Origin of the sequence: Pontibacter pamirensis, from assembly GCF_010015475.1 — a bacterium.
Classification (GTDB): Bacteria; Bacteroidota; Bacteroidia; order Cytophagales; family Hymenobacteraceae; genus Pontibacter; species Pontibacter pamirensis.
On sequence record NZ_SSNI01000020.1, the window covers coordinates 105,858 to 118,349 of the forward strand.

Below are 12,492 nucleotides of genomic sequence, written 5' to 3' on the forward strand. Positions count from 1 at the left end.
CTATTTCTGCCCGACCGCCTGTTGCGGAAGAGCCACTTCGTCTAAAGGTAAAATCCAGGGTTTCGGCAGGAAGCTCTCTTTTTCGGCCGCTAAATTAACAGTCGGGTCGATAAAAAGCCGGCTGCCACGGCCATTCATACTGACATACACCTCGGCACGCACCTGCGTGTCAGGGATACCGCGGGCGGCAAAGTCCTGCTGCAGCATGTGGGCGTACTGCAGCAGCATGTCGGGCTGCATGGCCATCTGCTTCTCCTGGGTAATGGTCAGATAATCGCGATTGTTGATTTCCACTTCATAGCCCGTCTTAGGGTCGCGCACATAAAAAAAGGCTGTTCCGGCTTTCTCCATCAGCATCACGCGCCAGGAAAAGCGGTAGCCCTGTTCGGTCCAGAAGAGTGGGCCGGGGTACAGTACAAAGCGCCAGGGCACTAGCACCTGCACGACAAAATATAACGCCAGCAGGTTTAAAAGCAGTGGCTGCGCCCCCACCCTCGCATAGGCAGGAGCAGCAGGCATATGTACTTTAGCCACCCCCCGGAACCAGCCCAGCAGGCGCTCATGAAAGCCTTCGGAAAAGAAAATGAGTGTGCTCACCATCATGATATAAGGGAACATGCCTATCTGGAACAGCACCGCCGTAAGCATATGAAATACCACGACTGTGAGGTAAGCCAACACCCTGCTCCTGCGCCAACTCAGGAAAAAAGGAATAGTCAGATCGTAGAAAGCACCAAACCAGCAAAACAGAAAGGCCACCCACACTTCGTCGAGCAGCGGACCAATGAGCGGCAGGTGCGTGTGGGCAGGCAACCAGTAGCGCAATGGCATGGCCTCCAGCAACCAGTCGGGGTTTAGCTTGGCGATACCTGCATAAAAGTACACCAGCCCCATCTGCAGCTTGAAAATCAGCACAGCCCAGCGCGGCACATGGCTCACCCAGGTGTGCGGCCTGCGCAGCACATCCAGCGAGAAATGCCGGTGCGCCGGCACCAGCACCAGCAGCAGCGCCACAATGCTCACAAAGTAGTAGTGGTTGAGGTAGTTGGTTTTGTCGATTAGCTCAACGTAAGTGAAGCTGAGAAAGAACAGCAGCGCCGACAGGCGGTAGAACAGCCCAACCATTATTCCCAAGGCGGCCACTGCCATCACGGAAAAGAGGGCATACATACCTGTTTCGCCCAGTGGCTGCACCCACTCAAATCCGTAGTAGGGAAAGTATACCTTCGGCAGCACATACAGCTCCGTCACCCATCCTTTCCAGATAAAACGCAGGATACTGGCCAGCATCATTCCGCCAAAAATAACGCGGAATACTGCCAGCGGTGCTGCGGATACTGGTGCGGTGAGATACGGCTTTAGCTTCTGGAGCATATAAACTGTCGCTTTTGAACTTAAGGCTTTTTAATAAGGCAGTCCAGGATATGTCATTTTGAACGCTAGTGAGAAATCTGACTGGAAGAGCATGAAGTAGCTAAGATCTCTCCTGTCGTCGAGATGACAGCAATTAAATTGAAAAGATATCAGTCGCCGTCGCTGTCGGTGTAGTTGATGGCAACACCCAGTGCGGATGGCATATCAGTTTTGGTGAGCACGATGAGCTTCTGCAGCTCGTCGTAGACCTTTGTCACGGCCTGCGGCTGCGTGGTAACCGCTTCTGATAATGGTCCCTGCACGGCGTTTGCGGCAGCGAGAGCAGCATCAAACTGCGCCTCAATGGCATCAGAAAGCATGCCTTCTCCATAAGGTGCCTCCACATGGTCCAGGTAATCGTCCAGTCCCGGCCCATTGGTGCCGTTTGCTGTCATTCCCATAAAAGTGGCCTTCTCAGCACGAATAGCCTGTTTCAGTAACTCCAGTGATGTCTGGCTGTAGTAAGCTTCCACCTTCTCCGGCAGCGCTTCTCCCACTGAAAACCTGCCGCTCGGGAATCCTACTTTGGCGCGCTTGGTCACGTCGATGTCAAAGTTCAACTGGTTCACGAGGTTACCCACTGCGCTTCCCACGGCTGTACCTTGTGCATTTTTAAAGGTATCCGCATAGTTGCCGCTGGTCCAGCCGGTATAAACGGCATTGGCACGCTGGTGAACCAGACTGCTGACATCCTGCAGGTACTTTTTACGATTTGCGGCATGGGCACCGGAGGTATGTTGCTCCACTATGGCAGCCTCAGAACCGGCACCATACAGGAGATAATCCAGGGCCGGAAAGCCTTTGGTATCGAGATTGGCAGCGGCTTGCAAGTCGTAGGTGCCTGACATGACATTATTTTCTATCTCAGCAGCGGAGGTAGGGTATATATTGAGGTTTGCGCGCAGCAACTGTTCCTCTGCCGGGCCGAACTCATACACACTCACATCCTGCAGGGCTATATAGGCATCCTGGTAAGCGGTGCGGGCAGTGACCAGTGTGCCGGTTGTGGGCGTTGCCACAAAAGCATTGACAGCGGCAACCATGGCTTCTGTCTTGTTATTAAACACTCTAAAGGCGGGCACAATCAAATTGTCGGCATAGTGGGCCACCATCGCCTGGCGGTCGTACTCTGTTGCAGGGCCACCTTCATTATCAGAGCCACAGCTGCTCAGCACGGCGAGGCAGGCAATAGCCATTACTGTATATTTCTTAAACACTATCATGTGGTGTATTTTTAAATGCGAAAGGCAGCATCTGAGGATTGGCATTTCCGCAGCTGCTGCACTTTCAAAAACTAACAATAATATTTTAAGGTACTATAGCTGCCCTTTGATGTTATCCATGCCATAAGCAGTGCTAATTATATTGATGGCTACGTTTATATCGTCGGCAGTTGTTTCGTAAAGGTTGGTACCGATAGCGTCCATTACCTGCTGGTATTGGGCAGCTGATAATTTTGGTGCTGTTATGTACTGCAGGCCCATCGCAAAGCCGATAGCCTCAGACAGGTAGTGGCTCTTCTTAGCCTGGTCGGCGATATTAGCCTTGGCTGCATTCAGTTCAAGAATGGTAGCGGCAGCTACTAAACGCTCCCACTCGGTGCGGACGGTTGCGGCTGCTTCGTCTTTACCCTCCATGTCTTTGGCAGAAATGGCTGCGCGTCCTTTGATGAAGGCATCCATCAGGGCTTTGTTGCTGCCCAGCGCAGCATCTACCTTGTTGCTGTAGTTGGCCCAGTATTTGGTGCCTGTGGTATTTGCGGGGAAATCAACCGGTGCACCGAAGTAACCGAAAGCCTCATCCCAATGGTGTTCCATCTTTGTTCCTTCGCCTGCCGTTACGGTAGTGTTATCCACAGCAGGACCTATTTTCTCGGCAGACAGATAGCTTTCAACAGCTTGATTGAAGAAAACAGCGCCCATCAATCCTTTCTGTATCACTTGTGCATACTCCAACCCGTCTCCGTTAACCAGGTAGCTTTTGCTTCCATCTGCTGTAGTAAGCAAGCCTGGAAGACCTTCTAAAGCCGGAATGCCTGAAGAAAGGCTGGCAGCGGCCACGTCATCGAACAAGGCTTCAAACACAGGCTGGGCTGTCAGTATAGTTTTGTTCTTCAGCTGCTTAGAGGTTGCTGCATTAAGACTGGCGTCAGCAAAAGGATTGTTGGCATTTGCATACATGTCCTTCATCTTCTGTGCATTCAGCACATCACCGTCATGGCCTGTTTTGATGTAAGCGTCCAGTTCATCCAGCATTTGTATGCGCTGCGTCTGGCCAGTATAGCTTACATTCTCAAAGTTGTAAGTTTGCGGAACATTATAAGAAGGATCGTCTTCTTTTTCGTCGGAGCAGGAAGAAAAAGCAACACAGGCTGCAACTGCAAGCGTGAAGGTTCGGAATGTAGAGGAATTGAACATCATTTCTTTATGTAGTCAGTTTTTATTTAGACTTATTATAAATAGATGTGCAAAGCTAACCGCAACAGGTATAACAGGCAAGGCTTATTTAAAATAATTTTAAATAAGCCGGAACTTTTTTTAGGTGTGATAACAAAGATTAGAAACGGGAGCTAACACCCTTCAATTTATATCATGCTAGCAAACAAGCTATTATCAATAGTCAGGATAGAAAATACCTGGAGAGAGGCAAACACACGAGTCAAGGAAGGTTGTATAAATCATTTCCGCTGCTTTTTTAAGTAAGAACCTGTTATGCCCCCTTCTGCGTTTTTAATTATATTTGACAAAACTCATACTTTAATTAAAAACACTATGAAAAGCGTAAAACTAATTGCAATTCTCTTTTTGTTCATGGTTCCTTTCCTGTATTCCTGCGAGGAAAGCACGGATGCGGTAGAGTCAGGCACCTACCTGGGCACTGTGGATGAAGTAGAGCCGGAGAAAACAGAGATTTATGTAAAAACAGCCGATGACCAGCGCCTGGAGTTGTATTTCAATGAAAACACCACCTTAACAAGAAATGGTGAGACCGTGGCGTTCGACCAGCTGCAGGAAGGCCAGCAGGTAGAGGTTGAAGTTGAAAAGGTAGGACAAAGACTGGAGCCAATCGCGGTAAGAATCCTGGAATAACATGTTTGAAACCACCTTCTGGCGAACGGAGATGTGGCACCCGCTTACCCTACATTTTCCTATCTCGCTGCTGCTGCTGGCTACTTTTTCCAAGTTAGCAGCTCTGTTTCTGAAGGGCAGCCAGGCCCATTTCTGGCACAGGGCCGGCGCTTATTTGCTATATGCTGGTTGCCTGATGGCCTGGGTTAGCATTTACACAGGTGATATGGCCGATGGACTTGTATCCAGAAAGCTGTGCGACCCAACGGTGCTGAAAAGGCACGAGATAGCGGCATACAACCTTGCTTACCTCTTTTCCGCAGCCACTGCCTTGGAACTCAGCCTCCGCTTAAACCTGGTAAAGGTAAAAGTGAAATGGCTGCAGGCAGTAGTTGTGCTGCTGATGGTAGTGGGGGAGGGTTTCCTGATATACACCAGCCACCTGGGTGCCACTGTGGTATACGAGCAGGCAGGTGGCGTAAATGTACCGTCAAGCGATTGCGCCGGTTTCTGAGCCAGAAGACAGATTTAGTTTACAACACAGAAAAGCCCCTGCATGAACAGCAGGGGCTTTTCTGTGTTAATTTTAACTGATGTTGTGCACTACTTTAACCCGACATCTTTATTTGTAGCACCTCCCTTTGGCTAAGTTGCCGTAGCAAGTGTGCTTCCTCCTGTTTGTCCTCCCGCTCTCTTTTACTTTTTCACAAACATATAATTCCGCAGGCTTTCAGTTGGCTTCCGGTAAGGGTGTTTATCAAACTCTTTGTAATCAATCTTCTTTCCGTCGATGATGAAAAAGCCTTTGTAGCCCATGTTCGTTAAGAATGAAAATATTTCTCCGGCCTGCGCTTCCTCATGCCCACATTCGAACAGTATTGTGGGCATGTGTTTTCTCAGGGTCTTCTCTCCCCCTTTAAAAACCGATAGTTCATGGCCTTCCACATCACACTTTATAAACGCCAGGTTTTTCAATTCTTTGCCTTGAAAAAAAGTATCAAGGGTTGTTACCTCTACTTCTACTTTGTGAAGATCGCTATTTTCCGGGAGTTCTTCTCCTTTTTGTGCGAGTCTGGCGCCTCCTGACCCAACGAACCCTCTGAAAATATCAAACTTGCCTTCTTTATCAGACAGTCCTTTGTTTTCGATTACTACATTTTCCAGCTTAAACGACTTTTTAAGATCCAACAGAAAATCGCCTAGCTCAGGCTGGGGCTCAAAAGAAATAACACGACCAAGGTCGCCCACCTGTTTGGACATCCAATAGGTATAGATGCCCCTGTTTGCACCAATATCCAGAACAGTGGTGCCTGCTAAATCCTGATCCAATAAAAACCTCACGGACTCTTTCTCGGTTCTGCGACGATAACGCCAGAAACGGGAAACCATACGTATTTTTCCTAAAATGTTCATTTATGATGGGTAAAGGCAAAAAATTAAATTAAAACTTATGCTTGTTGTGTTTACAACCTGTGCGATCAATGTTTTTAATCAAGCAATATAGTAAAATATATCTACGAAAATAAAGAAGTTACTGCGCCCCCTTGTGCCAGGCTGCCGCTCCTGTGCTTTTTTATGACAAGAAAAAAAGCTTTATTTAAGTACAGCAGGCTCCTGTCAGGCTGAGAGAAGAGACGTGAAGCCTGTAGCAGGAGTAGTATAAGGCACATCGGAAATAATTAAAAGATCCGACAGACGCATGTTCATGGTATAATGCCATGAACATGCGTTAGCCTCTGTAGATTACGCAGCTAGTTGGCTGTCATAAGCGCCTGAACTTTAATTCATGGAACAAATTCTCGTTTTTCTTACCCTTGGCACAGCGCTGGTGCTTTTTGTATGGGAGAAACTGCGCTATGACATTGTAGCGCTCCTCGCCCTGTTCGCACTGATTATCGCGGGCATAATACCGGCTGAAGAAGCTTTCACAGGTTTCAGCCATCCGGCTGTTATCACAGTTGCGGCGGTGCTCGTTATCAGTCAGGCGCTGCAGCACTCGGGGCTGATTGATATAGTGGGCCGTCTGCTGGCGAAGCTTGGCACCAACCTCATGCTTCAGGTTGTAACCCTCTCCTTCATCGTCGCCATTGCCTCTGCATTTATGAATAACATCGGGGCTCTGGCTATTCTCATGCCGGTGGCGCTGCACATGGCCAGAAAACATGGCAACCCGCCCTCCTTTATTCTAATGCCTATTGCCTTCGCCTCTATTTTGGGCGGTATGGTGACACTTATTGGTACTCCTCCTAACATCATTATCGCCACATTCAGGGCTGATGTTGCCGGGGAGCGCTTCGGCATGTTCGATTTTGCCCCGGTGGGGTTCTCCCTGGCTTTGGTAGGCCTCCTATTCATCACGCTGCTGGGTTGGAGGCTGCTGCCCAAAAGGAAAACCCAAACTTCCTCCAATAATCTGTTTCAGATAGAGAACTACATTACAGAGGTAAAAGTAACAGAAGACTCCCGGCTCAACGGCAAAACCATTGCAGAAATGAACCGGGTGGCGGACACAGAGGTGTTGGCTTTGGGCCTGGTCAGGAAGGGCATCCGGATACATGCTCCTTCTCCTTCTGAGGAAATAAAGCCGGACGACATACTGATACTGGAAGCAGGCACGGAGGATCTCCGGGTATTTATAGATAACACAGGCGCACAGCTTACCGGGGGGAAGCCTATCCGGAAAGAAGCTAAAGGATCAGAGGATATCCATACCGCAGAAGCCATTGTCATGGCGGATTCACCCCTCATCGGGCAGACCGCTGCCAGTCTGAACATGCGCACCCGTTACAGTATAAACCTGCTGGCGGTTGCACGGCGTGAGAAACAAATATGGCAGCGAATCGGGAAAACTCATTTTAAGATAGGGGATGTGCTGCTGCTGCAGGGAAGAACCGTTAACATTAACGATGCCATTACCGCCATGCAGTGCCTCCCTCTTGCCCAAAGAGGCCTCACCATAGGAAAGCCCCGGAAGATGCTTTTCGCCTTGAGCATTTTTGTGGCAGCCATTGTAACCGTGGTGCTTGGCGTGCTGCCGGTCCAGATTGCTTTTATGATTGCCGCGGTTGCGATGGTACTGTCAGGCATACTCCCTTTAAGAGACATGTACACCAGCATAGACTGGCCGGTGATTGTTTTGCTGGCTGCCATGATACCGGTAGGCGTGGCATTTGAAACAAGCGGAAGTGCCGATATGGTCACAAACCAGATCCTGAACCTAGGCGACCGCCACCCCATCTGGTTGCTGCTGGGTGTTATGATGACGATTACCATCATATTGTCCAACGTTATCAACAACGCCGCCACCGTCGTACTGATGGCTCCCATTAGTATTAATATCGCGCGTGAACTGGGAGTTTCGGCAGACCCTTTCCTGATGGCCATCGCTGTAGCTGCTTCCTGTGCCTTTCTCACACCTATCGGGCACCAGTCTAATACGCTGGTGATGGGGCCGGGAGGGTATAAATTCAGCGACTACTGGAAAATGGGTCTACCTATTACGATTGGCATGGTGCTGCTAGGCGTTCCGCTTATTATGTATTTCTGGCCACCTTAAGCAGCAGTTTCAGAAGTTAGAATTCTATGATAGCAGGTGTATTGATGCTTAAGCAATGTCGTCAAATTATGATTTATTTTGTCATTTCGAACGCAGTGAGAAATCAGAAATATTGCGGGGCCATGAAACAACCCAGATTTCTCACTGCTTCGCTGGCTCTTTTCGGCTCGCGCCTCAAGAATGTTCGAAATGACAGTCTAGCTACTGTTTCTCCTTAAGTTGACGACATTGCATTGCCCACAAGTTGATAATGATATTCTTTTGAATATTTTAAGCGTTCGCCATGGCTCGGTCTAAGTGCACGTAGCCGCCGTCTACATGTATGAGTTGGCCGGTGGTATGGCTGGAGCGCTCAGACAGCAGGAAAGCAGTTGTGTTGGCAATTTCTTCGGGAGTGGTCATTCTGTTTTCCAGTGGTATCCGGCTTTTGATTTCTGTTAGCTTCTCCTCGGGGTTTGGCAGTGTTTTTATCCATTTCTCATAGGCGGAGGTCCAGCTTTCGGCCACAATGATAGCGTTTACCCGGATGCTGTACTTGGCCAGTTCCACGGCCCACTCCCGGGTCAGGGCGTTGCGCCCGCCGTTGGCCGCAGCATAAGCGGAAGTGCCCCCCTGCCCTGTTTCCGCTGTTTTGGAGCTGATGTTCACGATAGCTCCCTTCGACTCCTTCAGGGCTGGCAGGGCATAGTGGGCCAGCAGGTAATAGTGCGTTAAGTTGTTGTGCAGCGAGGCCATAAACTTTTCGTAACTACCATGCTCCAGCCCAACACCGTCGTTGAAGCCGGCGTTGTTCACCAGCCCTTCTATCCTGCCAAACTGCTCCATTGTCAACCTGGCTGCCTTTTCGCATTCCTCCGGCTTCGACAGCTCTGCCACTACCTGAAAAGCTTTTCCTCCCTGTGCTTCTATTTCGGCTACTACACTTTTGTTGTCCTGTTCGTCTCTGCCTATTATCACTGGTATGGCTCCCTCTGCGGCCAGCACAGAAACAATGCCGTGGCCAATGCCTTTCGCGCCACCCGATACGATGATTACCTTGTCTTTCAGTCCTAAATCCATGTTACTGTTTCCTTTTAAGAAAGCTTATAAAAACGGCTGGCGTTCCCGCCGAAGAAAGCAGCCTGCTCCGTGTGGCTGAATGCCAAGAAATAGTCTTCTACGATGCTCAGCACATCTTCATACCTTGCTGCCACCAGGCAAACCGGCCAGTCAGAGCCGTACATGATTCTGTTCGTGCCGAAAGCTTCTGTCACCACATCCAGGTAGGGGCTGAAGTCCTCTTTCTTCCAGTGGCGCCAGTCGGCTTCTGTTACCATACCGGACAATTTGCAGTGCACGTTCTCATGCGCTGCTATGGCCTTCATATCACTTGCCCAGGTTTCCATCTCCTGGCTTTTGATGTTCGGTTTGGCCAGGTGGTCTGTTACGAAAGGCTGCTCAGGGAAGGCTGCTACCAACTCCTTGGCATACCGGAGTTGGTCCGGGAAAATGAGGATGTCGTACGTAAAGCCAAACCTGCTGAGCTGGCTGATACCTCTCTTGAAGTCCGGCTGCAGCATCAGCGCCCTGTCCGGCTCCCCCTGCAGCACATGCCGGAACCCTTTCAGCTTCCTGAACTGCGCAAAATGCTCCAGGCGCTCCTGCACGTTGGCTGCTCTTAAATCAACCCAGCCGACGACGCCTTTTATGAAGTCATAAGTATCAGCATAGGTCAGCAGAAATTCATTCTCTGCCTCCGACTGGTCCGCCTGCACCGCCACGCACCCGTCAAAGCCATGCTGCTGTAAAAGAGGCTGCAGGTCCTCCGGGCCAAAGTCGCGGCGGATGCTGGCCATATCGTCGGTAATCCAGCTGTCTCTTACCGGGTCGAACTTCCAGAAGTGCTGGTGAGCATCAACCTTTTGCATAAGCCTTTACCTGCTGCTTCGAAGTCCCAAGGCCGTCTATCCCCAGTTCCACCACATCGCCTGGCTTCAGGTACACCGGTGGATTGAAACCCAGCCCTACGCCAGCGGGTGTTCCGGTTGAAATCACATCCCCCGGGAGCAGTGTCATGAACTGGCTCAGGTATGAGACCAGGTGCGGGATTCGGAAGATGAAGTTGGCGGTGGTGCCGTCCTGCATCATTTCGCCGTTCACCTTCAGCCACAGGCGCAGGTTATCTACATCCTCAATTTCGTCTTTGGTGGCCAGGAAAGGTCCGATGGGTGCGAAAGTATCACAGCCTTTGCCCTTGTCCCAGGTGCCGCCGCGCTCCAGCTGGAATGCCCGCTCCGACACATCGTTGTGCAGGCAGTATCCCGCCACGTAGTCCATTGCCTCGGCTTCGTTTACATAGCTTGCTTTTTTGCCCATCACAAACGCCAGCTCCACTTCCCAGTCTGTCTTCTCTGAGTTTTTAGGAATGATGATGTCATCATTCGGCCCAACCACCGCCGTAGTCGACTTCATGAAAAGGATTGGTTCTTCGGGTATCTTGGCCTTTGTTTCTGCGGCATGGTCGGCATAATTCAGGCCAATACAGACAATCTTGGACGGGCGGGCAAACGGGCTGCCCAGGCGACTGTTTTCCGGTATACGCTCCAGCTTCCCTTTGTTGTTTTTTACAAACTCCTGCAGGCGGGCAAGGCCGTCTGATTCAAAAAACTGCTCATTGTAGTCTTCCCCAAAAGCGGATGTGTCATAGTAAGCATCCTCCAGTATAACTCCGGTTTTTTCTTTGTTCAATTCTCCGTATCGTATCAGTTTCATGTTTTATACTTTTGGGCTTTTCGAGGAGAAAAGCCTGTTTGAATTTCTTTGTTGAGATATCAAGTAACTCAAGTACCTGATAATATGTTGGTTTATTCTTTATACTGAAAACCCACCCCTGCTCCTCCGAGGAGGGGAATTCCAGTAAGGGTAAAAAATCCCCTCCCCGGAGGAGCAGGGGTGGGTTACTTTTTTACACCTATACTGTTTAGCGCTAACTATTCAGCTTAATAAAGCCTCCGTCAATAGGATAATCAGTGCCGGTGATGAAGGAAGCCTCGTCTGAGCAGAGGTATAGGATGAGATTCGCTATCTCGTCCGGCTTTGCCATTCTGCCGATGGGCTGCGTTTTCGACAGTTTTCGGAACATCTCCTCTTCCTGGCCGGGGTAGTTCTTCTCCAGGAAACCATCCACAAAAGGCGTGTGTACCCGTGCCGGCGATATGCTGTTGCAACGGATATTGTCCTGCAGGTAATCTTTGGCAACAGACAAGGTCATGGCCTGCACCGCACCTTTGCTCATGGTGTATGCGAAGCGGTCGTTGAGGCCGACAATAGCCGCAACAGAGCCTAGGTTAAGAATAACTCCGCCTCCGTTCGCCTTCATCAGGGGTATAGCCGCAAAAAGGCAGTTGTATACGCCTTTCACGTTCACCTGGTATACGCGGTCAAAATCTTCCTCTTTGGTGGTATCGGCTTTTCCGATGTTGGAGATACCGGCGTTGTTAACCAGTATATCCAGCTTGCCGATGCCCTGAAACACCTGCACCACTTCCTGCTGGTTTGTGACGTCGCAGGCCTGGAAAGATGCTTTACCTCCTGCCTCTTCTATTTCCTCTACCGTTGTACTCCCATTCTCTGGGCTAACATCCAGCACATGCACGGTGGCTCCCTGGCGGGCAAAAGTCAGCGCTACCGCCTTCCCAATGCCGCTACCGCCCCCCGTGACAAGGGCTATTTTGTTATCTAATTGGAACATAGTTTTATCTGTAAATCTGTGTTTTGTCTTTTACAATGAAAACATCTTCTCCATCAGCACCCACTTTTCTCCCTGCCCGGCTCCCGGAATCCCCTGCTGGTATTTCCACATCAGTAGTTCCCACTCCTGTACTTTAGGATTTGCCTCATCCATCGCTGCCTTTCTTTCAAAGCTGAAGGAGCTGTCTGTTTCCATTATCAAAAAAAGCCGGTTGTTGAACCGGTAAATGTCCATTACCACTATACCAGCATCCAGAATGCTCTGCCTGATTTCCGGCCATATACCCTGGTGCCAGCGCTCATACTCCGCTATCAGCATTGGGTCGTCTTTCAGATCCAGCGCCAGACAATACCTGTTCATGCTTTTGCTTCTATATAGATGATGTCATAAGTTATTAAAAAAGACTATCCGGTAAAAGCTATTTCACCGCTTCTCCATAATTTGAAGGAATTGTTTTGTATGCTTAACATCATCCGCGTCACCCGATTTAAAAAAATTAAAAGGGGTAAGCAGAATTTCACTTATTCTAACTCACCCCTATAATTATCTTTAAGCCAATCTGTTAACACACGACAGCCTAGCGCTTGCTGGTCAAAAGACCATAGCCGTCAGGCTAAGGGTAAAGTATATCATTTGGCGATGGTTTTAGTAGCCCGTTTTTGTCTCTTCTTTTTTCTTTCCTGCCTATCCTGATTACCCTTCTGAGCACTTTCCAAAACCACTCT

At 49.6% G+C, this 12,492-nt stretch carries 12 protein-coding genes; 3 read left to right on the top strand and 9 right to left on the bottom strand.

Features of this window, described 5'->3' with window-relative positions; translation table 11 throughout:
• The 3 genes from E1919_RS16805 to E1919_RS16815 all read right to left on the bottom strand — a co-directional run bounded on the left by E1919_RS16805 (position 1) and on the right by E1919_RS16815 (position 3,833).
• Positions 1 to 1,374: an HTTM domain-containing protein gene (locus E1919_RS16805; protein WP_162054564.1), complete on the bottom strand. Its 1,374-nt coding sequence runs from the start codon at positions 1,372 to 1,374 to the stop codon at positions 1 to 3.
• A 149-nt stretch (positions 1,375 to 1,523) separates the two neighbouring features.
• Positions 1,524 to 2,636, bottom strand: coding sequence for an imelysin family protein (locus tag E1919_RS16810; RefSeq protein WP_162054565.1), 1,113 nt, complete (start codon positions 2,634 to 2,636; stop codon positions 1,524 to 1,526).
• A 93-nt stretch (positions 2,637 to 2,729) separates the two neighbouring features.
• Positions 2,730 to 3,833, bottom strand: coding sequence for a DUF4856 domain-containing protein (locus E1919_RS16815; protein ID WP_162054566.1), 1,104 nt, complete (start codon positions 3,831 to 3,833; stop codon positions 2,730 to 2,732).
• Between the two features lie 351 nt (positions 3,834 to 4,184).
• Here E1919_RS16815 and E1919_RS16820 point away from each other — a divergent pair, with 351 nt between their 5' ends.
• Entirely contained in the window at positions 4,185 to 4,502 is a 318-nt protein-coding gene (locus tag E1919_RS16820; protein WP_162054567.1) for a hypothetical protein, read from the top strand.
• 1 nt (position 4,503) lies between these two features.
• Positions 4,504 to 4,995, top strand: coding sequence for a DUF2231 domain-containing protein (locus E1919_RS16825; RefSeq protein ID WP_162054568.1), 492 nt, complete (start codon positions 4,504 to 4,506; stop codon positions 4,993 to 4,995).
• A gap of 182 nt (positions 4,996 to 5,177) precedes the next feature.
• Here E1919_RS16825 and E1919_RS16830 read toward each other — a convergent pair whose 3' ends face one another.
• Positions 5,178 to 5,894: an FkbM family methyltransferase gene (locus tag E1919_RS16830; RefSeq protein ID WP_162054569.1), complete on the bottom strand. Its 717-nt coding sequence runs from the start codon at positions 5,892 to 5,894 to the stop codon at positions 5,178 to 5,180.
• A gap of 373 nt (positions 5,895 to 6,267) precedes the next feature.
• Here E1919_RS16830 and E1919_RS16835 point away from each other — a divergent pair, with 373 nt between their 5' ends.
• Positions 6,268 to 8,037 carry an SLC13 family permease gene (locus tag E1919_RS16835; RefSeq protein ID WP_162054570.1) on the top strand — a complete coding sequence of 590 codons (1,770 nt, stop codon included), beginning with the start codon at positions 6,268 to 6,270 and terminating at the stop codon, positions 8,035 to 8,037.
• Between the two features lie 270 nt (positions 8,038 to 8,307).
• Here the strand turns inward: E1919_RS16835 and E1919_RS16840 are convergent, their stop codons facing one another.
• The 5 genes from E1919_RS16840 to E1919_RS16860 all read right to left on the bottom strand — a co-directional run bounded on the left by E1919_RS16840 (position 8,308) and on the right by E1919_RS16860 (position 12,127).
• Positions 8,308 to 9,096, bottom strand: coding sequence for an L-fucose dehydrogenase (locus E1919_RS16840; RefSeq protein ID WP_162054571.1), 789 nt, complete (start codon positions 9,094 to 9,096; stop codon positions 8,308 to 8,310).
• A 14-nt stretch (positions 9,097 to 9,110) separates the two neighbouring features.
• A complete protein-coding gene (locus E1919_RS16845; RefSeq protein WP_162054572.1) occupies positions 9,111 to 9,944 on the bottom strand; it encodes an amidohydrolase family protein in 834 nt (277 codons plus the stop codon).
• Positions 9,931 to 10,788: a fumarylacetoacetate hydrolase family protein gene (locus E1919_RS16850; RefSeq protein ID WP_162054573.1), complete on the bottom strand. Its 858-nt coding sequence runs from the start codon at positions 10,786 to 10,788 to the stop codon at positions 9,931 to 9,933. The genes E1919_RS16845 and E1919_RS16850 overlap by 14 nt, the downstream gene beginning before the upstream one ends.
• Positions 10,789 to 11,002: 214 nt before the next feature.
• The gene (locus tag E1919_RS16855; RefSeq protein WP_162054574.1) at positions 11,003 to 11,767 is read right to left on the bottom strand and encodes an SDR family NAD(P)-dependent oxidoreductase; all 765 of its coding nucleotides are present in this window, start codon (positions 11,765 to 11,767) and stop codon (positions 11,003 to 11,005) included.
• A 30-nt stretch (positions 11,768 to 11,797) separates the two neighbouring features.
• The gene (locus E1919_RS16860; RefSeq protein ID WP_162054575.1) at positions 11,798 to 12,127 is read right to left on the bottom strand and encodes an L-rhamnose mutarotase; all 330 of its coding nucleotides are present in this window, start codon (positions 12,125 to 12,127) and stop codon (positions 11,798 to 11,800) included.
• Positions 12,128 to 12,492 lie beyond the last annotated feature (365 nt).

Coding starts and splice junctions, on each gene's coding strand:
- E1919_RS16845 (WP_162054572.1), bottom strand. CDS start 9,944: ATGCAAAAGGTTGATGCTCACCAGCACTTCTGGAAGTTCGACCCGGTA.
- E1919_RS16810 (WP_162054565.1), bottom strand. CDS start 2,636: ATGATAGTGTTTAAGAAATATACAGTAATGGCTATTGCCTGCCTCGCC.
- E1919_RS16850 (WP_162054573.1), bottom strand. CDS start 10,788: ATGAAACTGATACGATACGGAGAATTGAACAAAGAAAAAACCGGAGTT.
- E1919_RS16830 (WP_162054569.1), bottom strand. CDS start 5,894: ATGAACATTTTAGGAAAAATACGTATGGTTTCCCGTTTCTGGCGTTAT.
- E1919_RS16820 (WP_162054567.1), top strand. CDS start 4,185: ATGAAAAGCGTAAAACTAATTGCAATTCTCTTTTTGTTCATGGTTCCT.
- E1919_RS16825 (WP_162054568.1), top strand. CDS start 4,504: ATGTTTGAAACCACCTTCTGGCGAACGGAGATGTGGCACCCGCTTACC.
- E1919_RS16840 (WP_162054571.1), bottom strand. CDS start 9,096: ATGGATTTAGGACTGAAAGACAAGGTAATCATCGTATCGGGTGGCGCG.
- E1919_RS16855 (WP_162054574.1), bottom strand. CDS start 11,767: ATGTTCCAATTAGATAACAAAATAGCCCTTGTCACGGGGGGCGGTAGC.
- E1919_RS16860 (WP_162054575.1), bottom strand. CDS start 12,127: ATGAACAGGTATTGTCTGGCGCTGGATCTGAAAGACGACCCAATGCTG.
- E1919_RS16835 (WP_162054570.1), top strand. CDS start 6,268: ATGGAACAAATTCTCGTTTTTCTTACCCTTGGCACAGCGCTGGTGCTT.
- E1919_RS16805 (WP_162054564.1), bottom strand. CDS start 1,374: ATGCTCCAGAAGCTAAAGCCGTATCTCACCGCACCAGTATCCGCAGCA.
- E1919_RS16815 (WP_162054566.1), bottom strand. CDS start 3,833: ATGATGTTCAATTCCTCTACATTCCGAACCTTCACGCTTGCAGTTGCA.